This is a genomic window from Flavobacterium sp. N1719, assembly GCF_025947045.1.
Classification (GTDB): domain Bacteria; phylum Bacteroidota; class Bacteroidia; order Flavobacteriales; family Flavobacteriaceae; genus Flavobacterium; species Flavobacterium stagni.
Window position 1 is genome coordinate 2,370,764 of the sequence record NZ_CP109993.1, and the last position, 23,332, is coordinate 2,394,095.

Here is a 23,332-nt window from a genome sequence, read left to right on the forward strand (position 1 = left end):
AATTTTTGATGGCAAAGTTACACTTTTTATTTTAAAGCTTCTTGAACCGAAACACTCTTTCCGTCTTTAAAAGCAATTATAAAAGCCTGGTTGTATCCTTTGCTTTTGGCTTCTGTCAACAATCGTTTCGCTTCTTCATAATTGGCCGTTTCACCGTACATATATTTATAAAGTCCCGCAGGCGTTTGCGTCATGGAAATGGATTTTAGCCCTTTGAAATTAGACGGCGTGGTTTCTAATTTTTTGGCACTCGCCGAAATTTGAATTTTGAAAACCACCCCTTTGGTAGGTTTTTCATTTTCCACAGGAACGTTTTTGGGCTCTGTTTTCTTAACGACTGAATCCTTTTTCACGGGTGTACTCACAATTACTTCTTCTACTCGTTGAGAAGGTTTTACATTGTCTGAAGCGGCATCTTCCCCGTCAAAATTATCTTTTTTATAACTCAAAATCGCTTTGTAAATCGCTTCAGCAATTTCACTTTGTCCTTCTTCTGAATCCAAACGCGCCCCTTCTACTGGATTGGAAACAAATCCAGTTTCAATCAATACCCTAGGCATATAGGCTTTATGCAAAACCATATATGGTGCTTGTTTTACACCGCCACCACGACTTTTCTTGCCGAGTAATTTGACAAAATTATCTTGAATTTTAGCGGCTAATGCAATGCTATTCTCTAAGAATTCTTCTTGCATAATGGTCATTCCCAACATGGATTCTGGCTTTTTAGGATCAAAGCCTTCGTATTTTTGCTTGTAATCTTTCTCCATCGTGATTACGGCATTTTCTCGTTTGGCCGCTTCAAGATTAGAAGCGTTTTTCGACATACCCATCACATAGGTTTCAGTACCATCCGCAGCCGTATTTTTGTTTGCATTGCAATGCACAGACACGAAAATATTGGCATCCGCACGATTGGCAATGTTGGCTCTTTCGATCAAATCCACGAAAACATCGGTTTTACGGGTGTAAATCACATCAATGTTATTGTGCTTTTCCAACAATTTACCCACTTTCAAAACAATGGCCAAATTGATGTTTTTTTCAATATGTCCGTTGTAAACCGCTCCAAAGTCGTGATCGCCATGTCCGGCATCGAGTGCGACTTTAAATTTTCCATTTTGACTCCAAGCCGCTGACAATGAAAATAGTAGAACAAAAAAACAGGTGATTATCGTGCTAATGCGTTGATTCATGGTATTTAAACGTTAATTTTAATTAAAACCCAACGAGTATAAAATTAATTATTCTCTATTTTTGACGAAATTATATGTAAGTTTGCCCGTCAAAAATCAGGCCATATTTTTACAAAAATAGTATTAATCCGTTTGCGCACAAAGTTATTTTATATCGTTTTATCCATAGTGTTTCTAACAAAAGGAAACGCAGTACTTTATGGTCAAAAGGAAACGAATACCGCACCTACTTCTAACGTAAAAAATGCCACAGTTATTTCAACCGATACGATTTTAAAAAAGAAGAAATATCTTGAAAGCAAAGTCGAATATTTCGGGAAATCTTACGCGAAATTTGATCAAAAAAAGCAAATCATCACCTTGATGGATGAGGCGGTGTTGAAATACCAAGATTATGAATTAAAAGCCGGAATCATTGTTTTTGATTATAAAAAAAATGAAGTCTACGCCGGACGTTTAAAGGATACTGCTGGAAATTTCATTCAATATCCCGTTTTCAAACAAGGCGGCAATGTGATCGAACCGGATTCCATTCGTTTCAATTTTAAAACCAAAAAAGCCCTAGTTTGGAATTCCCGCACTAAACAACAGGAGATGTATATTAAAGCGGAAAAAACCAAAAAAGAAAACGACTCCACCTATTACATGAAAGGGGCTCGGGTTACAACTTCTGCGAACTTAGAAGATCCGGAATACTATTTTTTGGTTCGAAAAATGAAATTTGTTCCCGGTAAAAAAGTCGTAGCCGGATTCACCAACATGTACATCTACAATGTACCAACACCCATTGCGGTTCCGTTTGCTTTTTTCCCCATCACCACAAAAGCGCGATCAGGAATCATCATTCCGGCCTACGGACAAAGTAATTCTCGGGGGTTCTTTTTACAAAACGGGGGCTATTATTTTGCATTAAGTGATCATTACGATTTGGCGCTATTAGGCGATTATTATACGAATGGTAGTTATGCCTTGCGCGCAGAAACCAATTACGGCAGTCGCTACCATTTTACCGGCGCTTTCAGTCTTCGTTTTGAAAATCAAATTACAGGCGAACGCGGATTTCCAGGTTATGCCAAGCAAAATATTTACAATATTCAATGGAATCATTCCAAAGATCCTAAATCCAATCCCAATTCACGATTCTCGGCTTCTGTGAATTTAGGAAGTAGTAAGTATTTCCAACAATCTTTAAACTTAGCTAACTTAGGATCCCAGTTAAACAATACCTTGAGTTCGTCGGTAACCTTTTCCAAGACATTTAAAACGGTACCGCAAATTAATTTTACCACTTCGGCCAACCATACACAAAACAACCAGAGTCAAATGATCAGTTTGACCCTACCTACTTTACAAGCGAGTATGGACCGTGTATATCCGTTTGCACCGAAAAGTGGCATTAAAAAAGGGTTCATTCAAAACATTAACTTCCAATACAATGTCAATGGTAGAAACCAATACAATGTAAAAGAAGACATCTTTTTTAAATCAGAAATGTTTAAAAACGGGCAAATGGGAATGCAGCATACCCTTCCCTTGTCAACCAACTTTAAAGTATTCCAATATTTTAGTTTTACCAGTTCGTTGAATTATAACGAAGTATGGGTGAATAAAACCATTCGCAAAGATTATGATGCTGCAGCCAGTGCGGTAGTTTCAACAACGGTCAATGGCTTTGATGCTTTCCGCACTTATTCCATCAGTAATTCGGTGGGAACCTCTATTTACGGAACCTTTAAATTTAAAGGAAAAGGGCGTTTGCAGTCCATTCGTCATACCATGCGACCTACATTAACCCACAATTACACTCCAGGATTTAATCAATATTTCCAAAATTACACTTCGGATGCCGCGGGGACTGTATTGCGCTATACCCGATTTGAAAGTGGCATTTATGGTGCCCCAACAAGTGCTTTGGCAAACGCTTTGGATTTTTCATTAGTGAATGTTTTAGAAGCCAAAGTAAAGGACAAAGACTCGACGAAAACTGAATTGAAAAAAATCTTTTTATTGAACAATTTAACCTTTGGCACACGCTACAACTTTGCCGCCGATGGATTTAAGTTGGATGCCTTCCGAATGACGGGAGGTACCGCATTGTTCAAACAAAAAATGAATGTCAATTTTGCAGCGGTTTTTGACCCTTATGTCTTAAACGATGAAAAAGTTCGTGTTGATAAATATGTATGGAATGATGGCGGTTTTCTTCGCATGACCAGTGCCAACATTACCATCAATTATTCGTTTAATAGTGCCGGTGATGGCAGTCAGAAAGAAAATACCCAAGGTTTACGCAACGGCGGTCGCAATGATGACCTTTTCGGTTCTAATAAAGAACCGAATCGAACGGATGAAAACGAAGAAGAAAAAGATACGTTTGCCGGATTTTATAACGCTATTATACCATGGGACATCAATTTAGCCTATGCCCTCACCTATTCTAATGCTTTGGGTGAAAATAAAATAACCGGAAATTCATTGATGATTTCTGCCAATACAACGCTGACATCCAAATGGACTTTAGGAGCTTCAACAGGCTACGATTTCCAAAACAAAGGTGTCACATTTACCCAATTGCGCATCAACCGTGATTTGGACAGTTGGAGCATGAATTTCAATTGGAGCCCGTTTGGCTTAAATCCGTATTGGGGATTCTTTATTGGAATCAAATCTGGAATGTTGAGCGATATTAAATGGGATAAAAATTCACAACCTGACCGAACTTTACGTTAATATGAAACAAATTATTTTTACAAAAAAAGCGCCTGCGCCAATCGGACCTTATAATCAAGCCGTGTTAATTGGGAATACCTTATACACTTCGGGTCAAATTGCGTTGCATCCTGAAAGTGGCGAATTGGTACTTAATGATATTGAAACCGAAACGAAACAAGTCATGGAAAACATGAAAGCAGTTTTGGAAGCGGCTGGAATGGGATATGAACATGTCGTTAAAACCACCATTTTCATCATGAATATGGGTGATTTTGCCCGAATAAACACTGTTTACGGTAGTTATTTTGACGAAAAAACCGCTCCAGCTCGTGAAACGGTTCAAGTGGCTTGCCTGCCTAAAAATGTCAATGTCGAAATTTCGATGATCGCCGTGAAGTAATTCACGGTTTTTTTATGGCATCCAATAACAATTGAGCCGTGGCTTCGTTGGTCGCCAACGGTACATTGTGCACATCACAAATTCGGATTAACATATTGATATCGGCATCATGGGGATGACTCGAACCTGGGTCTTTAAAAAACAAAACCATTTTGGTTTTCCCTTCAGCAACTCGAGCGGCAATTTGTGCATCGCCCCCCAACGGACCTGAAAGGTATCGTTTAACCTTAAACCCCGCAGCTTCTGCTTTTCCTCCAGTTGTTCCCGTAGCGATAATTTTAATTTCGTCCTGACTTAAGGTTGCTTTGTTTTTATTTAAAAACTGAACCATGTCCGCTTTCTTTCCGTCGTGCGCAATAATTGCAATTTCCATTGAATTGTATTTTTTTACAAATTTACAATAAAAAAACCCCGATATCTCGGGGTTGTACGTTGTTGTGTTGTCGGTTTAATTATTTGTTTAAAACATGGTAGGCAATCAAACCGTCGATAGGTCGACGCAATACATTGCCTATTGTAATGCCATAACGATTTAATATTGTGGTCAATTCATCTTTTAAATAAAAAGCAATCGAACCTACAAAATGTACGGGGATTTCTTTATAATTTTCGAACTGCATGATGTAATTTTCTACAAAATCCACCATTTCCATTTCGATATATTGTTTGCAGAATTCCGTGTCCTTGTGCTTGATTAAAAATTTAGCGAATGTGGCCAAATACGCATTCGGATTGGGTTCTTTATACAAATTATGCTTGATGTAATCGGGGTCTACATTGTATTCTTCTTCAAATTCTAAAGCCAAATCTTTCGGCATTTTATTGAAATAATACCCGCGAATCAAATGACGTCCAAAACGGTTACCCGAACAATCATCCATGGCGATGTAGCCGAGTGATTGCACTTTTTGATGCAACACTTTTCCGTCAAAATAACTGCAATTAGAACCTGTTCCTAAAATACAAACGATAGCTTCTTCATCTTTGGGTGTAGTAGCATACACTGCGGCGTAGGTATCTTCATGAACAACAACAGCGGCTTTAGAAAAATAATTTTCAAACACTTCGGTTAAGAAATTTTTCATACGGTCGGTTCCACAACCGGCGCCATAAAAGAACAAATGCGTTGCTTTATCTTTATTGTGGGAAATATCAAATTTATCATCCAAACGTGCGATAATTTCTTCTTTATCGAGCACTTCCGGATTTAAACCTAACGATTGCGTGGTGAAAAGTACTTTTCCATTCTCATCAATAGCAATCCAATCGGCTTTGGTTGACCCACTATCTACTAATAATTTCATACAATTTGGTTTGGTTAGCGAACAAAAAATCCCGCATTGATTTGTCTCAACACGGGATTTTTTAATAGGTTTTATAAATTGGCAATATGAACAGACAAGTCAATTAATTTGCTAGAATAGCCGTATTCATTATCATACCAAGAAACTAATTTGAAGAAAGTCGATGTTAATCCGATACCTGCTTTAGCATCTACAATTGATGTGCGAGAATCACCCACGAAATCTTGTGAAACTACATCGTCTTCAGTAAAGCCAAGAATACCTTTCATTTCATTTTCTGAAGCATTTTTCAAAACAGCCATGATTTCTTCATAGGTTGTTTCTTTTGCCAATTTCACAGTCAAATCCACTACTGATACATCTACTGTTGGCACACGGAAAGACATTCCTGTTAATTTTCCATTTAAAGAAGGAATTACTTTTCCTACTGCTTTAGCCGCACCAGTTGAAGATGGGATAATGTTTACGCTAGCTGCACGACCACCACGCCAATCTTTACGTGAAGGTCCGTCGGCTACCATTTGTGTTGAAGTAGAAGCATGAACGGTTGTCATTAATCCTTCCACAATTCCAAAATGATCATTGATTACTTTGGCTAATGGTGCTAAACAGTTGGTTGTACATGAAGCATTCGACACAATCAAGTCGGTAGGTTTAACTTCATTATGGTTTACACCCATTACGAACATTGGTGCATCGGCTGAAGGTGCAGAAATGATTACTTTTTTAGCCCCCCCTTTAATATGTGCTTGAGCCGAATCAACAGTGGTGAAAATACCGGTACATTCTGCAACAACATCAACTCCTACTGCATCCCATTGAATAACAGCTGGATCTTTTTCAGCAGTCACACGAATGTGTTTGTCATTTACATACAATTTACCTTCTTTCACTTCTACTTTTCCGTTGAAACGTCCGTGAACCGAATCATATTTTAATAAGTAGGCCAAATGATCCACATCCAACAAGTCGTTGATGGCTACTACTTCTACGTTGTCTCTATTATAGGTTTCTCTGAAAACGATTCTACCAATACGACCAAAACCGTTAATTCCTAATTTTACTTTAGACATTTTTTCTAGATTTTTTTAGTTTATAATTTATTAAGTAGTCATGATATCTGAAACGCGAAGTAATTCCAAATCGATTTCAGTATGACCTTTAATTGCTTGTTCTAATGGCGTCAGGTTTACTTTATCATTCATTAAACCGACCATATAATTGGATTTTCCTTCTAATAAAGATTCCACGGCTTTAACCCCTAAACGAGAAGCCAAAACACGGTCAAAACAAGAAGGAGAGCCCCCGCGTTGCATGTGTCCTAAAACGGATACGCGAACATCGTATTCGGGTAAATTTTGTTCAACGTAATCTTTCAATTCAAATACATTTTTACCAATTTTATCGCCTTCTGCAACGACAACAATACTGGAAGATTTTCCTGAAAGTTTACTGCGGCGTAACGATTCTAATAAACGTTCCAATCCCAAATCTTCTTCAGGAATTAAAATTTCTTCTGCTCCCGCACCAATTCCCGTATTCAAAGCGATATGACCGGCATCACGGCCCATCACTTCCACAAAGAACAAACGGTTATGGGAACTCGCAGTATCACGAATTTTGTCAATCACTTCAACCACGGTATTTAGAGCGGTATCGTAACCTAAGGTATGGCTCGTACCGTAAATATCATTGTCAATGGTACCTGGAATTCCGATTACGGGAACATGGTATTCGCGGTTGAAAATTTCAGCTCCTGTAAAAGAACCGTCTCCACCAATAACCACTAAGGCTTCAATTCCTGCTTCTTTTAAATTCTCAAACGCTTTGGCTCTTCCCTCGGGCGTCATGAATTCTTTGGAACGGGCAGATTTTAAAATGGTTCCTCCTTTATTGACAATGTTATGTACAGAACGGGGCCCCATTTCTTTGAAGTCACCTTCAATCATTCCTTGATATCCTCTGTAAATACCCATACAATCTACATTGTAATAGGCGCAGGCGCGTACTACTGAACGAATGGCGGCATTCATCCCAGGTGAATCACCACCCGAAGTTAGTACACCAATCTTTTTTATTCTTTTTGACATAATCCTCACTTTTGTATTGTAAAATTAGCAAACCAAACCCATATAGAATACTGACTTTTTACCAATTTGAAAAAATCGGTAAAATTCAAACGTTTTCGTTGATAAGTTTCTAGTTATTTACAGAAAAAAAAGCGAAATTCTCAAAATGAGACTTAATCGTCTTGAGGAACAGCCTCTTGATTAGGCTTAGGGGTAGTTTCTTCCGGTTTTTTATTTTCCGGCTTTGTATTCATATCGATATAATCCGGGAAATAGCCCGAATCTGCGGGAACATCATGGCCTGCAGTAGAAACTTGAACTGCTTTTTTGCCGAAGATTTTCTTAATCAATTCGTTAAACGTATCAAAGTCGACTTCATACGAAATACCGGCACCTTGCGTATACCCTACTCCTTGACCGATATAATTGATGTCGTTTTCACGATTGAACAAACGCAAATTCAATGTCCCGTCTTCATTTACGCGGTACAAGGCTTCAAAGTTGCCGACAATGGCAGTTTGAGAAACACCGCCTGTAGGCACCCCGACTTTACCATTGATGGTAATACGATCGTTAATTTGTGTAGTAATATTGGCTACCAAACGGCCATCTGTAGGATTTAAAGAAGTCCGATCAGCCTGACTGTAAGTAACATCAACAATAAACTTACCCTCTTTATCATTGAACAAATCGCCAAAAAGAGCGCCAGCTTTTTCGTAGAAACTGTTGGTGATTTGCGACTGACTCAAACCTTCTGGACTCAAGAAACCGCCTGTAGATAGTAAATAAAGCGCTTGGGTTTGGCGTGTATCTTTATCACTTAACTTCGTTTCTATTTCAGAGCGAATAACCGAACTCACATTGGGGAAATTGATGGCAAAATCAGGTTCTGGTGTTAATACAGTTCCTTTTAAAGAAATCACTACTTCTACCGGAATTTTGCGATTAAACGAGGCATTTTCGATAAGTACTGCAGGGTTTGCCGTAATGTTTTGAGAAACCGCTTCTAAATTCAATTGGGCGCGATACGGATTTCCGTCCCAAACAATCGAACCGTAGCGTTTTACTTTGAATTTTTTATCGATTAATCCGCCGTATTTGAAGTTATAATAACCATCCCAAACCTGGAAGTCACCGTTCATTTCAAACTTACCCAAGGTATTAATATTCATGAATAAAGTTCCTACTCCTGTACCGCGCATACCGTGCTTGGATTCACGGTTTAATATCACTTCAATATTGGCCACAGGGGTAATATTAAATTCGAAATTCATTTGCAATCCGTTGTAATTGCGAATAAATTCAACATCCTTGGTCGTTTGCCCTTTCTTCTCTAAAGGTGTTACAAAATGGATGTAATTATTTTCAGCCACGGCATCGGCATCGTTAATTGGGATTTTGATGTCGGTTCCTTTCACCGAAGTGGCCACCATATTGATTTCCAAATTTTCGGTCGGACCTTTAATTGTAGCAAAACCGTCAATAAAAGCGGTTCCGAAATAAGCCGCATCCTCGCTATCTTTCGTATCTAAGGCTAAAATTTTATCAGAGGCAATATTTAAATCCAATTCCCAATTGCCGAATTGTTTGTGTTTAACAAAGCCTTGTAGCGTTCCTTCAGTATTGTATTTGGAATCAAAAATTCGGGCTTTTTGAATAATGAAGCGGTCTTGCGTCACATCTACAATGGAATTGGGCTGAATTTTATAATCCACATTCAAATACGGAACTGTCACTCCAGCATCGTCTACAAACAACCGACCGTTGTAATCGATATTGTTGATATTGCCGTCCAAACGGGCATTCCCCGAAACAAATCCGCGAATATTCGATAACACTTCTCCTCCCAAATGATCCAATACGCCTAGATTGAAACGTTGGAAATTTAGATCCAAATCCAAAAAGGTTTCACCGCTTTGGGTACGTAAATTCCCTTCTGCGGTAAACGAACGTAACAATTTATTTTCAATGGTGGAGTGAATATCAAATTTGGAAAAATCATCATTTCCTTTTATCTGTAAATCCAGATTCCCTAATTCGTTATCATTCACCAACAAATCTTCTATTTGCAGCTGAGCTGTGGGTTGGTAAACTGAATTATTTTGCTTGATGTTCACTTCCCCATTTACTTTCCCTTCAAAGGTAAATTGTTTGACATCGGGGGTGATTTTGTTCAAATTGACATCATGGAATGTGAGCTGTAAATCTTTGGAACCGCCCTGACTGCTGATACCGCCATTCAATTTCATGAATTGGTCCTCATGGGAAATCACCAACTCATCAAATTTAAAATTGCTTAATTTTTTATCAAAAACAATGCGGTGCTTCTCGTATTCTTTTTCATTGATGTACCACAAGAAATCTTTGAACATCACCTCTGATTTTCGGAATCCCACCACGTTTTGTTTGTTGGCATCGATGGTATGGTACAAGTTCAAATTGTAAAAGTCGTTGCCTTTTTCCCCACCTTTGAATTCGGTACGGAATGAAAGCGTATCCTTTGAAGTGGCGTTGATTAACGAAAAATCGCGGATTTTATAGTACTTTGTTTTGATGCTATCCATTTGTACATAAGTGTTGTACAACGGATTTTTATTGTCAATGTCTACCAACACATTGTCCAAATGATTTCCGTAAACATCAACCGATTTGGACTTTAAATCCATTTTAAAATCATTTTGATCACTGCGAATGATGCCACTCAATTCAGCATCTTCACTGAAGGTCACTTTTGGATTGATGATTTCAATGATATTGTGAAATTCTTTGAATTCAAATTTCACATATTGCCCCGATTTCACTTTGTTGGGACGGTAATTGGTATACAAACTTCCCAAGGAGTTTTCCACCATTTTGGAAATTTGTTCAAACTCGAATTTACCTTGAATTTTACCGCTCACTTCATCAGGAGAATACAGCGTCACTTCATGTTCGCCACTTGCATTAAAACTCGAATTCAACGACAAATAATCGAAAAAGTATTGGTTTTTCTTGTTGATGTAAGAGGCATTGGTAAACACCACATCCCCTTTCATATTATTCAACGAATTTCCATTCATTTTCATGACGATATCGCCGCGAAAAACGGCCACATCATCGGATAAGAAGCGGAGTGTTTTCAAGTTGGCATAATCCACACGCGCATGAAAATCATAACGGTTTTCCTTTTTACTTAAATCAACGATTCCATCGAAGTCAAAGAATAAATTGGGATCATTTATATTAACTTTTCCTTTGAAGATTGGCTTTTTAAAACTACCGTCAGCAAGAATATTTTGATAGGTATAGCCATTATAGTTGATACTTTGCACGCCACCTGAAAACTGAACATCCAAGTATTTTTCAACAAATCCTTTACCGTCTACCGCTACATTTAAACTCACTTTTCCGAGATCGTTCCGGCCTAAAAATGTTCCCACATCAAATTGGTTCATGACTAAAACGCCCGAGTAGGAAGCATTATCAATATTATCAATATTGGTCATCACCATATCGGCACTTAATTGACCTAGTAAAGTAGAAAGTTCAAAATTAGAGTCTATTGATTTGGGCGTAATTTCGGCATCACCCGAAAGTTGGAATTGCCCTAATTTGGCTAATGAAGAAGGTAGTTTTTTTCCTAAAACATTGGGTAACAAAGCCGTTAAATCTTCGTAATTGGAGGACACTTTTTTGAAGCGGCCTTTCATATAAAAATCTCCTTCTCCACGTGTTGCAAATAAATTTCTAAAGTTGACATTTCCGGCAATTTCAGAATTTAATCGGTCTTTTAGATACAATCGTTTTGCGGTGAAATTATTGAGTGTGCCATCCAATTTACCCGAAAACGTGATGCGGTTGTTTTTACCCATTTCTTTATAAAAACAACGAATATCATTGGTTGAAATGGAGGCTAATTCAGTGTTGACATCGAAGCGAACTTTATTATTGAAATCGGCGAAATCTTTGCGTTCGTAGCGCAAAATCACATCGCCTTTGAAATGGGATTCCTCCGTTTTTAAATCGGTTTTTTCTAAACGAATGTTTTGCTTGGTGTACGTAAATTGAGATGAAAGATTGGTAATAAAAAGTCCGCGATGGTCCAAAAACGACATGGAATCGATGTGGGTATACACATTCGGACCCTTGATTTTAAAATCGGAAATTACGGCGTTAATTTTGGTGAAATCAGCGTCTTTAGGCACTTTCCGGTTATAATCAGTTAGACGAAACGTACTATTTACCAACGTAATTTCTTTGGAAACCATTCTAAATTTACCCGAAGCTTTTTTTCCGTCGTCAAAGGCTGCCACAAATTTATCTAGGTTCGTGTCGCGTTCGCCTTTCAAGGTTTTTACATCCAGCAACAATTCATCCACCTTCATTTTACCGAAATACAAATTCCCGTCCAATAACGATTTGGCATCGGTGATGGAAGTACCAATGCGATTGGCAAAAATTAAAGTGTCTTTGGAAGCATCTTTTACGAGAACTTCTTTGAGTTGAACACCGCCAAAAAGATTGATTTCGACCCGACTCACATGAATATCGACATGATAATCGCGGTTTAATTGTTCGGTAAAATGCTGGGCGATTTTGGTTTGTACAAAGGGAAGAGAAAGTGCAATAGCCAAAAGAATTAGCAAAATCAACACGGATAAAAGTACCCTGATTGTTATTTTTCTAATCTTCTGTAAACGTATATTTGGTTTTTTCTCTTTCAAATTTAATTTTGTACGGGCGATGAAAACCTGAAATAATGTACTTTTGTAATCGATGTAAAAATACAGGTTTTACGCGGTTTAAACCAAATTTAAACAAAAATTGTGCCTAATGAGTACTCCTCCAATTTATATTTTAGCCATTGAAAGTTCGTGCGACGACACAGCGGCCGCAATTTTGAAAGACAATGTGGTACTTTCCAATGTGGTAGCGCGGCAACATATTCATGAAGAATACGGTGGTGTTGTCCCGGAATTGGCTTCAAGAGCGCACCAACAAAATATTGTTCCTGTGGTTGATGTTGCTTTGAAAAAAGCGGGTATAACAAGGGATCAATTAAGTGCTGTGGCATTTACTCAAGGCCCAGGATTAATGGGTTCCCTATTGGTTGGAACTTCATTTGCGAAGTCATTGGCCATGGCATTAAACATTCCCTTAATTGCGGTGAACCACATGCATGCGCACATTTTGGCCCACTTTATCAAAGAAGAAGGTTTTGCGATGCCTGAGTTTCCTTTTTTGGCGTTAACCATTTCTGGTGGACATACTCAAATTGTGAAAGTTAGCAGTTTTTTTGATTTAGAAATCATCGGTGAAACGACTGACGATGCCGTTGGAGAAGCATTTGATAAATCGGCAAAAATATTAGGGTTACCGTATCCTGGCGGACCGTTGATTGATCAATTGGCTAAGGAAGGAAATCCGATGCGTTTTCCGTTTACTCGACCCAAAGTGGACGGTTTGGACTTCAGTTTTTCGGGCCTAAAAACACAAATTTTATATTTCATTCAAAAAAATCAAGCGGCAAATCCAAATTTTATTGAAGAAAACAAAGCCGATATTTGTGCCTCAATTCAACACATCATCATTGAAATATTAATGGAAAAACTGAAGTTGGCGGTGGCAACTACAGGAATTAACCAAATTGCTATTGGCGGTGGTGTTTCGGCCAACTCGGGAATTCGTCAAACTTTAGTTGACGCTCAATCTAAATACGGCTGGAAAACATTTATTCCTAAATTTGAATACACTACAGATAATGCAGCGATGATTGGAATTGTAGGATACCACCGTTATTTGGAAGAACGTTTCACGGCAACTGATGTGGTTGCCAAAGCACGAATTGAATTTTAAGATGCAATTATTTTACACTCCGACACTTACGCCCGAGGCTACTTCATTCACCTTTGATCGCGAAGAAAGCAAACACATTATTAAAGTCCTTCGTAAAAAAGAAGGCGATAGTATTCACGTTACAAACGGTTTAGGGAATTTGTTTGAAACAGTAATCACCATTGCTTCTGACTCAAAATGTACGGTATCCATTCAAAAAGTTCATACAACAGCACCTAATAAAACGCATTTACATTTGGCTGTAGCGCCTACCAAAATGAACGAACGGTACGAATGGTTTTTGGAAAAAGCTACCGAAATTGGAATTTCTGAAATAACACCTATTCTTTGCGACAATTCGGAGCGAACTGTTGTGAAAGTTGACCGAATGGAGAAAATCTTGGTTTCGGCCATGAAACAGTCCAATCAATATTTTTTACCTAAATTGAACGAACCCATTCGCTTTCAAAAGTTCATAGACCAAGCGTATTCGGGACAAAAATTCATTGCCCATTGTGAGGAAACCAATAAAAAATCCTTGAAAGAAGCGTTGGTAAAAAATCAAAATGTTTTGGTGTTAATCGGACCCGAGGGCGATTTTTCTGTTAAAGAAATTGAAATGGCTTTGTCAAACAATTTCATTCCGGTAACTTTGGGTGCCACCCGATTACGAACAGAAACAGCGGCGGTGGTCGCTTGTCATAGTGTGGTTTTCAATAATGAATAAGATGAAAAAACAGTTGCTATTTTTCTTTCTATTGTTTGGATTCAGTGGTTTTGCCCAATCCAATATGATTTTTAAAGACCGAAATTATTTTGAAGCTCAAAATGAAGCTAAAGAAAAAAACAAACCTTTAGTGGTTATGTTTTATGCGAATTGGTGTGAACATTGCAAAAAAATGAAAAGTTCGGTACTTGTAGATACAGATGTTGTTTTGTTTTACGGCTCCAATTATATAACCGTAGCCATTGATGCCGAATCGGAAGCGGGAAATGCCTTAAAAAATAAATTCAATAAACTTTTTAAAGTTCGCTCCTATCCTACTTTCGCTTTTTTGTCTAACAAAGAAGTGTATTTAGGCGGGTTTTCGGGTGAAATGAAAAAAGAAAGTTTTTTGGAGGAAGGCAATAAACTCCTTCAAAATGACAATCAATATGAAACGCTAAAAGCCGTATTCAATGCCGAACCTTCTAATGCCGATAAGTGTTTAAAATTCATCACTGCCGTGCGAAAAGCCGGTTTTGATGCGACTGAAGTTACCCAAAAATACTTGGCAACCCAAGCCAAAGAAAATTTATTTACCGAACTTAATTGGCGGGTGATGGCCAATGGCATTAACACTATTGAAGCCCCTGAATTTCAGTTCATTTTAGATCATCAAACCGAATTTGGAAAAGCCGCTAGTCCGTCGCGAGTAGAGAAAAAAATACTTTTTATGGTGCAAGATAATTTGCGAGCGTATGTGGATGCTTCAGACACTTTGACTTACAACAAACGCAGACCTTACGCTGAAAAAATTCACTTGCGCAAAACAGATTCGATGTTGTTTAAATACGACACTCAGATTTATGCCAATACCCAAGATTGGAAGAAATATGTTGCCGTTACCCAAGCAAAAACAGACGATTTTGCAGCAAAAGATAGCAACCAACTTGTTGAAATAGCCTCCGTGTATTTGAATTATATAAAAGATCCGATTGCTCTAGAAAAAGCAATTACATGGATTCAAAAAGCGATCGAGATTTCAGAGAATGCTGAAAAACATTTGGTTGCGGCAAAATTGTATCTCAAAGTGAAAAATAAAGCAAAAGCCCTTGAAGAAGCGGAAAAAGCAAAAAAATGGTCGGCCAATATGGGCTGGAGCACCTTGGAAAGTGATAAAATAATTCAAGAAATCAAAGCCACGAAATGAAACGAATAGCGATTGTTTTAGTTGGATTACTCAGCTTCGGAATTCAGGCTCAAGAAATTGGACTTTTGAAATACAACGGTGGTGGCGATTGGTATGCCAATCCTACATCATTACCTAATTTGATCAAATATTGCAATGCTTCTATCAACACACATATCAAGAATAAACCCGTGACGGTCGAACCTTCGAGTCCGGATTTATTTTCCTATCCCTTTGTGCACATGACAGGACATGGCAATGTCGTATTTAGTCCGGCCGATATCACTAACTTAAGAAACTATATGTTATCCGGAGGTTTTTTACATATTGACGATAATTACGGCATGGATGAGTACATTCGAAGAGAAATCAAACGCATTTTTCCCGACAAAGCACTACAAGAAATTCCTGCGAATCACCCTATTTTTACTGGGCCCAATTCTTTCCCTAATGGATTACCCAAAATTCATGAACACGATGCCAAGCGACCACAGGCATTTGGAATTTTTGAAAATAATAGATTGGTCTTGTTATATACTTTTGAATGCGATTTGGGCGATGGTTGGGAAGATGCCGATGTCCATAACGACCCTAAAGAGGTTCGAGAAAAAGCATTAAAAATGGGCGCAAACATTATCAACTACATTTTTAACAATTAAATTGTAAAAAAAACAAGGAAATCTTCCGCACAATACACATAATTTTATAATTTGCGCAAATAACCAAACAAATTGTAAAACTTATGAAAAAATTGATTGTTTGCGTAGCTACAGCGCTTGCTTTATTCTCTTGTCAAAGTGAAGAACAAAACAACTCGGGTGTTTCAAACACTCAAAATGCTAAGCGTTCTTGTGCTTCCAATGATGTTTTAATGCGTCAAATTGCTGAAGATCCTTCACTTTTACAACGAATGGAAGATATCGAACGATTCACAGATGAATATCAAAAAAATCCATCTGCTTTTCGTTTAGTAAATGGTAAAATTGAAATTCCAGTTGTTGTAAATGTGTTGTACAGAACAACTGCGGAAAATATTTCACTTACTCAAATTCAATCACAAATTAATGTCTTGAATCAAGATTACAATGCAACCAACAGTGATTACAACCAAGTTCCTGCAATTTTCTCTGGGGTAAAAGCCAATGTTGGAATCTCATTTGTTTTAGATCAAGTCATTCGTAAATCAACGACAAAAACTTCTTGGGGAACCCGTGATGCTATGAAAAAAGCGAATCAAGGAGGTTTAGCTCCAACTTCACCTACTACTAAATTAAACATGTGGGTTTGTACAATTGGAGGTGGAATTTTAGGATATGCGCAATTCCCTGGCGGTTCGTCTGCAACAGATGGTGTTGTAATTGATTCAAAATATTTCGGACTTTCTGGCACTGCCAATTATCCGTACAACTTAGGCCGTACAGCGACTCACGAAGTAGGTCACTGGATGAATTTACGTCACATTTGGGGTGATGCTACTTGTGGATCTGATTTAGTGGCTGATACACCACAACACAACACTGCGAATTATGGTGTTCCAACTTATCCACATTACAGCACATGTACAGGTACACCAATTGAAATGACCATGAACTACATGGATTATACTGATGACCGTGGAATGTATATGTTTACAGCAGGTCAAAAAGCAAGAATGGACGCCATTTTTGCTGCAGGTGGTGCACGTAACTCTTTTGCTCAGCCATAATATTTAAAATATTATTTCCAAAACCTGATTGAATTATTTCAGTCAGGTTTTTTTATTTTTACACTTTAAATTTTGAGTTATGATTACGTCCAAAATGATTGCCCATGGAATATTACGCGCAATAGGCGTGCTTCTACTTTTAGTTTTAGGCGTCTATTTCATCTATCAAATTCAGACGGTAATCGTTTACTTACTCATTTCCTTAGTACTCGCTTTAATTGCCAATCCTATTGTCGAATTTTTAAAACGAAAATTAAAATTTAAAAATACTCTGGCTGTTGCTTTTACGTTAACGCTATTTATCATGCTTTTGATAGGATTAGCCTCCCTTTTTGTACCGTTAATCATTGATCAGGGAAATAAATTATCGCTTTTGAATGCTAATGCCATTGAAACCCGATCATTAGAGTTGTACCGCCAATTGGATGTTTATTTGAATTCCCATAACATGGACATGGATCGCATTCTTAAAGAAACCGATCTCACTTCAAAAATTAAGTTTAATTCCATCACCGATTTTTTAAACTCTTTAATAAATACCATAAGCAGTATCGGAATTGGAATCGTCTCGGTGTTCTTTATCACGTTCTTTTTTCTCAAAGACAAAGTGCAATTTATACTAATCGCAAAACGTATTTTACCCGATTCGCATGAAGATCAAATATTAAATTCAGTCGATAAAATTCGCGAATTATTAAGTCGCTATTTTATTGGATTAATTATCCAACTCAGCGTTGTTTGTGTGTTATATCTGGTTGTACTTCTCATTTTTGGTGTAGACAATGCTTTTATTATTGCGTTTTTGTGTGCTTTATTAAACATTATCCCTTATGTGGGACCTTTGATTGGAACAGCCGTTGCGGGTATATTAACCATGCTTTCTTTTATTAACTCCGATTTTTCAGCCGTTACTTTGCCCACAACCTTATATGTCCTGATTGGATTTACGTTGGTGCAATTTATTGACAACAACATTACCTCACCGATCATTTTCTCGAAAAGTGTGAATTCCCATCCATTAGAAATCTTTTTGGTGGTATTGATTGCTGGAATGTTGTTTGGTATTCCAGGGATGATTATTGCTGTACCCGTGTTTACAATTTTAAAAGTGATCGCTAAAGAATTTTTCCCAGACACAACTTGGATTCAGTTGTTTACTAAAAACATTTAAATGCTTTTGAAATCATTATTACAACCTGAAATCCAAGCCTTTATTCAATCCCATTTAAAAGGTGCAATCAATGAATTGGCTTTAAAAAAGAATCCATTTCCATCAATAGATTATAAATTGATTTTAAATCAAATTGAAGCTAAAAATAAAGCGGAAAACAAACTACCGACTTGGTTTGAATCCGAAAACATTCTTTATCCTTCCAAAGTTTCGATTGAACAAACTTCTTCAGAAGTTACAGCAGCATTCAAATCCAACTTTGTTTCAGGAGAAACATTAGTAGATTTAACGGGAGGTTTTGGTGTGGATAGTTTTTATTTTTCAAAAAAAATAGCAACCGTTTATCATTGTGAACACCAAGCCGTACTCAGCGAAATTGTGGAGCACAACTTTTCGCAATTGGGCGTGAACAACATCACTTGCGTGAACAGAGATGGTTTGGATTGGCTTCAAAAGAATAACAAAACTGTAGATTGGATTTACATCGATCCATCCCGAAGACATGAGGTAAAAGGCAAAGTTTTTCTATTGGCTGATTGCGAACCCAATGTACCTGAATTAGTAACCGACTATTGGAAATTTACAAACCAAATTTTAATTAAAGTCGCCCCCATTCTTGACATCACTTCCGCGATTCGCGAACTTGAATTTGTCAAAGAAGTTCGCGTAGTTGCTTATCTTAATGAAGTGAAAGAATTGTTGTTTTTTTTGGAAAAAGATTGGACGGGTCCGATAACCATCCATGCGGATTCCATCGCAAAAGATCAACAGGTGGAAACGTTTTCCACTATTTTTGGAGAAAACGTAGCTATGGATTGTGAATTACCGCTTACTTACTTGTACGAACCCAACGCAGCTGTATTAAAGTCAGGGATTCAAAACGGACTAGCAAAATTGCATCAATTAAAGAAACTCCATCCGCATACGCATTTATTCACAAGTTCCGAATTAATAGATTTTCCGGGTCGTCGCTTTCAAATAACTCGAATGGAAGAGTATTCCAAAGCAATATTAAAAAGTATGAGCGGTAAAAAATTCAATGTAGCGACACGTAACTTTCCAGAGACTGTGGAAGAAATTCGGAAAAAAGGGAAGATAAAAGACGGTGGTGATGATTATGTGTTTTTTGTCACCCTTAGGGATCAGAAAAAAGCAGTTCTTTTTACCCAAAAAATTTAAGGACAATCCCATTTAAAATTAGCCAACGGATCTTTGATGGATTCGGCCAAGTTATAATGCCACCACTCCGATTTGAAAGCGCGAAAATTGTGGCGCAACATAATTTCTTTCAATAGCGCTCTATTGGCTCTCACTTTGCTGGAAAGTTTCTTGTAGGCATGGGCTGCTTCGGGTCCGAAATGATCAAAAGAAGTTCCCATTTCCAATTCGGCACCATTCAAATCTACTAATGTAATATCAACGGCTCCTCCTCGATTATGAATGGAACCGCGTTTAGGATCGGCGACATAATCGGCATCGGGCATGATATTCCACATCTTCTTTTGGATATCCAGTGGACGGTAGCAATCAAAAATTTTTATACGATAGCCTAACTGTAAAAATTCATTGTTGGCTTCAATTAAATTGCGAACGGTTTTCATTCGCAAATAACATTCAGCACAGTCATACACTTGCGTTTTCAAAAAATTATCCTTCGAAGCATATTTCATATCAAACAGGAATACGCCTTCATAATTGCGTAAACGAACGAAAGCAGTGTCGTGAATCCCTTCGTAGATGGCCAAGGATTTGGAATTAATGTAATTGTTTTTAATAAAATCTTTGTTGGAAATTATAGGTGATTTAACACTACACGAATTAATAAGTATGCCTAGCAAAGCTATAGAAACACATCGATAAAAGTTTTTAGTAAAAAAACAATCCAAATCCATATAATTTTATCCCATTTAGATTCGACAAATACAATTGCAATATAAAACAACCACTCCATTTTTTGCCTTTATAAATAGAAAATATACATACTATTCACGTTTAAAAATGTAGTATTTGTTTAATATAATTAAAAAACAAATAAACAAAACACAACTTTTGTAAGTTTTTTTTTAAAAAATAACGTATTTTAGCTAATACATTTTAAAAAAACAATTGAAACAATGGTTAAAGCTTTAGAAACTATCGCCTTGATTAACAGTCTACCGATAGCTGCTATTGTGGTAAATTCTGATTTTAAAATTGTTCATATAAATCCAAATTGTGCGGATTTATTTTCAATCGACATCGAGCAATTTATTGATAAAAGTATACAAAAAATTTTTATTCATTTGGATATTGATGCCTTAACAAAAAACTCTAAAATTGAAGGCTATTTCTATTCTAAAAGTAATAGAAACTACAATTTATCGTTTCAATGCGCCAAAATACCCGCTCATTCTACTTTTAGTATTATATATATCAATATCGATAAAGTTGTACAAATTAACACTAATTCCAAACGATTTAGCTTACTAGAATATCAACTAAATGTTTATAATCAATTTCTTGATACAATAAAAGAAGGGATATTTGTATTTAACGACAATGGACAACTAATTTTTGCAAACAAAAAATCGAGAGAATATTTTCAATTACAAAAAACAAACAAAAACTATTTTATTTGGGAATTGTTTCAAAATTTTGTTTCAAAATTGAATTGGGACCTAGAAAAAAAAGCTATTGAGGGTCAAAGTGAAATGCAATTTTTTACTCAAGTGAGCCATGGCCAAATCATAAAAACATTTTCAGTAACCATATCACAGCGCACTTTTTTTTCGGACACCAATTATTTAGTGATTATTCATGATATCACTGAGAATAAATTACAGGCTGAAGAAATCCAGAAAAAAGAATATGAATTAAATATTATCTATCGCAATTTACCCGTATCGATTTTTGAATTTGTTGTGGAAGATTTTACAAACAATTATTTCTCTTATTTAAGTGAGTCTTTCAAACGAATTTTCCCAATTGACATCGCTGTGAATAATAAAAATTGGCACGAATACATCCAATTTAACCCCCAAGATTTTCAATTATTATTAGATAAAATTACCCGATTATCATCGGATGAAGATCATTTCAATTTTATTGGACGATTTTATGTGAATCAAGAAACAATTTGGTTTGAGATTACTTCAAACGTTTATAAAAATAACAATCGCTATATTTTAAATGGTGTCTTGAAGAATATATCTGAAAATAAAAAAATAGAAGACGAAATTGTTAAAAAAGGGAAATTTAATAATATCGTACTAGATAATATTCCTGCTGATATAGCTGTTTTTGATGAAAATCATAACTATAAATTCGTCAATAAACGAGGAATTGAAGATGATGAATTAAGGAATTGGCTCATCAATAAAAGTGATTTCGACTATTGTGCATTGAAAGGCTTAGACAATTCATTAGCTCAAGAAAGACGAGAATATTTTATTCGTGCAAAAAACACAAAACAACAAGTTGATTGGGTTGATGAAATTAAGCGTAATGGAACAATTAAATACATTTACCGCAGATTTTATCCCGTTTTTGTTGATCAAGAATTCAACAGTATGATAGGATATGGAATTGATGTCACAGAATTAAAACAATCACAAAACTTATTAAATCATCAAAATGCTATTTTAAAAGAGAAAAACAAAGAACTGGAACGATTTGCTTATATCGCTTCTCATGATTTACAAGAACCATTAATTTCTATCATCGGCTATTCTGAAATTTTAAAAGAATATCATAATGAAGAAATGGATGAAGAAATTCAAATGAGTATTGACTTTATTCATCGTTCTGCTACTCGTATGCGAACTTTAATTAATGCGCTTATGGAATACAGCAGAATTGAAAATAAAGAAAATCTAATAGCTGTTGATATAAACAATTTGATTCATGAAATAAAAGTAGATTTATCTTCAAAAATAAAAAAAACAAATGCCATCATAAAAGCCAACCAACTACCAACCATTACTTGTTATCCTACTTTTACACGCGTTTTATTTCAAAACATAATTGTTAACGCTTTAAAATATACCCAAGCGTCTGTTCAACCTATAGTGGTTATTTCATCTGACTCAAACGCTACGCATTGGATTTTTAAAATTGAAGATAATGGAATTGGCATTGACCCTTCAAAATTTGATGATATCTTTCAAATTTTTAAAAGACTGCATAATCAACACGTTTATGAAGGTAACGGTATCGGTTTAGCGCATTGCAAAAAAATAGTGAATATTCATAATGGTGAAATTTGGGTAGAATCAAACGGAACTGATGGAAGTACTTTTTACTTCTCAATATCAAAAAAAATTTAAATATGGCTCTTGAAAAAAAATATGTACTCCTGGTGGATGATGATACAATCATCGATTATTTGCATAAAAAAATTTTAAAGAAGGCTGGGATTAACGACCCCATAATCACTGTTTTTAATGGACAAGAAGCGATTGACCAACTCTTTACTTTTAACAACATTATGGAAGAAAAAGATTCTGTTTTAATCTTATTAGACCTTAATATGCCAGTTCTCAATGGCTGGCAATTTTTGGAAGAGTTCAAGACACTTCAACATGAATTAAAATATCAAACAGCTATATATATATTGAGTTCATCAATAAATCCTGACGACATTCAAATGGCTGAAAATAATAAATTGGTAAAAGGCTACTTAAAAAAACCCCTAACCTTGGAAACGGTCAATACATTTCTCAAAATGAAACATTTAGCAATAGAAAATGTTGTCTTTAAAACAGATTCCTAAAATCAATTACAAGCGTAGAAAAAATCTGAAATTATAATTTAAGCTAAGAAAATTACTTTTAAATCAGAAGCTATCGAGTAATCATTTCAATCCCGAAATTTCGATTAAACCTGAGACTCTATTTTTTTAAACAAAAAAAGCCTCTAAAACAGAGGCTTTCATGTGATCCAGTCAGGATTCGAACCTGAGACCTACTGCTTAGAAGGCAGTTGCTCTATCCAGCTGAGCTACTGGACCTAAGTCGGGGTGGCAGGATTCGAACCTGCGGCCTCCTGCTCCCAAAGCAGGCGCGATAACCGGGCTACGCTACACCCCGAAA

Annotated in this window: 18 protein-coding genes and 2 tRNA genes; 11 read left to right on the plus strand and 9 right to left on the minus strand. The window is 36.6% G+C overall.

The features are described from left to right. Positions 1-26: 26 nt before the first annotated feature. On the minus strand, positions 27-1,196 hold the full coding sequence (locus OLM45_RS10115; protein ID WP_264509836.1) for an N-acetylmuramoyl-L-alanine amidase family protein: 1,170 nt from the start codon (positions 1,194-1,196) through the stop codon (positions 27-29). A gap of 132 nt (positions 1,197-1,328) precedes the next feature. Between OLM45_RS10115 and OLM45_RS10120 the strand changes: the two genes are divergently transcribed. Together OLM45_RS10120 and OLM45_RS10125 are read left to right on the plus strand one after the other, a co-directional pair. Further along, positions 1,329-3,926, plus strand: coding sequence for a putative LPS assembly protein LptD (locus tag OLM45_RS10120; protein ID WP_264509837.1), 2,598 nt, complete (start codon positions 1,329-1,331; stop codon positions 3,924-3,926). A gap of 1 nt (position 3,927) precedes the next feature. Next, complete coding sequence (locus tag OLM45_RS10125) at positions 3,928-4,308, plus strand: RidA family protein (protein WP_264509838.1); 381 nt, start codon at positions 3,928-3,930, stop codon at positions 4,306-4,308. 1 nt (position 4,309) lies between these two features. On the opposite strand, the gene OLM45_RS10130 is transcribed toward OLM45_RS10125, so the two are convergent. The 5 genes from OLM45_RS10130 to OLM45_RS10150 all read right to left on the minus strand — a co-directional run bounded on the left by OLM45_RS10130 (position 4,310) and on the right by OLM45_RS10150 (position 12,294). Then, positions 4,310-4,681 carry a methylglyoxal synthase gene (locus OLM45_RS10130; RefSeq protein ID WP_264509839.1) on the minus strand — a complete coding sequence of 124 codons (372 nt, stop codon included), beginning with the start codon at positions 4,679-4,681 and terminating at the stop codon, positions 4,310-4,312. A gap of 79 nt (positions 4,682-4,760) precedes the next feature. Next, positions 4,761-5,612: an N-acetylglucosamine kinase gene (locus OLM45_RS10135; RefSeq protein WP_264509840.1), complete on the minus strand. Its 852-nt coding sequence runs from the start codon at positions 5,610-5,612 to the stop codon at positions 4,761-4,763. A 71-nt stretch (positions 5,613-5,683) separates the two neighbouring features. Further along, a complete protein-coding gene (gene gap / locus OLM45_RS10140; protein WP_129461130.1) occupies positions 5,684-6,685 on the minus strand; it encodes a type I glyceraldehyde-3-phosphate dehydrogenase in 1,002 nt (333 codons plus the stop codon). Between the two features lie 30 nt (positions 6,686-6,715). Beyond that, positions 6,716-7,702: a 6-phosphofructokinase gene (pfkA, locus tag OLM45_RS10145; RefSeq protein WP_129461129.1), complete on the minus strand. Its 987-nt coding sequence runs from the start codon at positions 7,700-7,702 to the stop codon at positions 6,716-6,718. Between the two features lie 152 nt (positions 7,703-7,854). After that, positions 7,855-12,294, minus strand: coding sequence for a translocation/assembly module TamB domain-containing protein (locus OLM45_RS10150; RefSeq protein ID WP_264509841.1), 4,440 nt, complete (start codon positions 12,292-12,294; stop codon positions 7,855-7,857). A 199-nt stretch (positions 12,295-12,493) separates the two neighbouring features. Here OLM45_RS10150 and tsaD point away from each other — a divergent pair, with 199 nt between their 5' ends. The 7 genes from tsaD (at position 12,494) to OLM45_RS10185 (ending at position 19,442) form a co-directional block, all read left to right on the plus strand. Next, a complete protein-coding gene (gene tsaD, locus OLM45_RS10155; protein ID WP_264509842.1) occupies positions 12,494-13,516 on the plus strand; it encodes a tRNA (adenosine(37)-N6)-threonylcarbamoyltransferase complex transferase subunit TsaD in 1,023 nt (340 codons plus the stop codon). A gap of 1 nt (position 13,517) precedes the next feature. Continuing rightward, the gene (locus OLM45_RS10160) at positions 13,518-14,222 is read left to right on the plus strand and encodes a 16S rRNA (uracil(1498)-N(3))-methyltransferase (protein WP_264509843.1); all 705 of its coding nucleotides are present in this window, start codon (positions 13,518-13,520) and stop codon (positions 14,220-14,222) included. Then, positions 14,215-15,408: a thioredoxin family protein gene (locus OLM45_RS10165; protein WP_264509844.1), complete on the plus strand. Its 1,194-nt coding sequence runs from the start codon at positions 14,215-14,217 to the stop codon at positions 15,406-15,408. The genes OLM45_RS10160 and OLM45_RS10165 overlap by 8 nt, the downstream gene beginning before the upstream one ends. Further along, the gene (locus OLM45_RS10170) at positions 15,405-16,046 is read left to right on the plus strand and encodes a DUF4159 domain-containing protein (RefSeq protein ID WP_264509845.1); all 642 of its coding nucleotides are present in this window, start codon (positions 15,405-15,407) and stop codon (positions 16,044-16,046) included. The genes OLM45_RS10165 and OLM45_RS10170 overlap by 4 nt, the downstream gene beginning before the upstream one ends. 83 nt (positions 16,047-16,129) lie before the next feature. After that, positions 16,130-17,092, plus strand: coding sequence for a zinc metalloprotease (locus tag OLM45_RS10175; protein WP_264509846.1), 963 nt, complete (start codon positions 16,130-16,132; stop codon positions 17,090-17,092). A gap of 79 nt (positions 17,093-17,171) precedes the next feature. Beyond that, a complete protein-coding gene (locus OLM45_RS10180; protein WP_264509847.1) occupies positions 17,172-18,263 on the plus strand; it encodes an AI-2E family transporter in 1,092 nt (363 codons plus the stop codon). Beyond that, positions 18,264-19,442, plus strand: coding sequence for a THUMP-like domain-containing protein (locus tag OLM45_RS10185; protein ID WP_264509848.1), 1,179 nt, complete (start codon positions 18,264-18,266; stop codon positions 19,440-19,442). It abuts the gene before it with no gap. On the opposite strand, the gene OLM45_RS10190 is transcribed toward OLM45_RS10185, so the two are convergent. Next, complete coding sequence (locus OLM45_RS10190; protein WP_264509849.1) at positions 19,439-20,008, minus strand: M15 family metallopeptidase; 570 nt, start codon at positions 20,006-20,008, stop codon at positions 19,439-19,441. The two genes, OLM45_RS10185 and OLM45_RS10190, sit on opposite strands and share 4 nt — an antisense overlap. Positions 20,009-20,377: 369 nt before the next feature. Between OLM45_RS10190 and OLM45_RS10195 the strand changes: the two genes are divergently transcribed. Both OLM45_RS10195 and OLM45_RS10200 read left to right on the plus strand, forming a co-directional pair. Next, positions 20,378-22,567 carry an ATP-binding protein gene (locus OLM45_RS10195; protein ID WP_264509850.1) on the plus strand — a complete coding sequence of 730 codons (2,190 nt, stop codon included), beginning with the start codon at positions 20,378-20,380 and terminating at the stop codon, positions 22,565-22,567. Between the two features lie 2 nt (positions 22,568-22,569). Further along, positions 22,570-23,013 carry a response regulator gene (locus OLM45_RS10200; protein WP_264509851.1) on the plus strand — a complete coding sequence of 148 codons (444 nt, stop codon included), beginning with the start codon at positions 22,570-22,572 and terminating at the stop codon, positions 23,011-23,013. 163 nt (positions 23,014-23,176) lie between these two features. Here OLM45_RS10200 and OLM45_RS10205 read toward each other — a convergent pair. Further along, positions 23,177-23,250: transfer RNA gene (locus tag OLM45_RS10205), tRNA-Arg, on the minus strand. Positions 23,251-23,254: 4 nt separating this feature from the next. Next, positions 23,255-23,329, minus strand: a tRNA-Pro gene (locus OLM45_RS10210). Positions 23,330-23,332 lie beyond the last annotated feature (3 nt).

Bases quoted from the DNA above. Each gene is read 5' to 3' on its own strand.
- OLM45_RS10115 (WP_264509836.1), bottom strand. From the start codon at position 1,196: ATGAATCAACGCATTAGCACGATAATCACCTGTTTTTTTGTTCTACTA.
- OLM45_RS10125 (WP_264509838.1), top strand. From the start codon at position 3,928: ATGAAACAAATTATTTTTACAAAAAAAGCGCCTGCGCCAATCGGACCT.
- OLM45_RS10130 (WP_264509839.1), bottom strand. From the start codon at position 4,681: ATGGAAATTGCAATTATTGCGCACGACGGAAAGAAAGCGGACATGGTT.
- OLM45_RS10135 (WP_264509840.1), bottom strand. From the start codon at position 5,612: ATGAAATTATTAGTAGATAGTGGGTCAACCAAAGCCGATTGGATTGCT.
- gap (WP_129461130.1), bottom strand. From the start codon at position 6,685: ATGTCTAAAGTAAAATTAGGAATTAACGGTTTTGGTCGTATTGGTAGA.
- pfkA (WP_129461129.1), bottom strand. From the start codon at position 7,702: ATGTCAAAAAGAATAAAAAAGATTGGTGTACTAACTTCGGGTGGTGAT.
- tsaD (WP_264509842.1), top strand. From the start codon at position 12,494: ATGAGTACTCCTCCAATTTATATTTTAGCCATTGAAAGTTCGTGCGAC.
- OLM45_RS10160 (WP_264509843.1), top strand. From the start codon at position 13,518: ATGCAATTATTTTACACTCCGACACTTACGCCCGAGGCTACTTCATTC.
- OLM45_RS10165 (WP_264509844.1), top strand. From the start codon at position 14,215: ATGAATAAGATGAAAAAACAGTTGCTATTTTTCTTTCTATTGTTTGGA.
- OLM45_RS10170 (WP_264509845.1), top strand. From the start codon at position 15,405: ATGAAACGAATAGCGATTGTTTTAGTTGGATTACTCAGCTTCGGAATT.
- OLM45_RS10175 (WP_264509846.1), top strand. From the start codon at position 16,130: ATGAAAAAATTGATTGTTTGCGTAGCTACAGCGCTTGCTTTATTCTCT.
- OLM45_RS10180 (WP_264509847.1), top strand. From the start codon at position 17,172: ATGATTACGTCCAAAATGATTGCCCATGGAATATTACGCGCAATAGGC.
- OLM45_RS10185 (WP_264509848.1), top strand. From the start codon at position 18,264: ATGCTTTTGAAATCATTATTACAACCTGAAATCCAAGCCTTTATTCAA.
- OLM45_RS10195 (WP_264509850.1), top strand. From the start codon at position 20,378: ATGGTTAAAGCTTTAGAAACTATCGCCTTGATTAACAGTCTACCGATA.
- OLM45_RS10200 (WP_264509851.1), top strand. From the start codon at position 22,570: ATGGCTCTTGAAAAAAAATATGTACTCCTGGTGGATGATGATACAATC.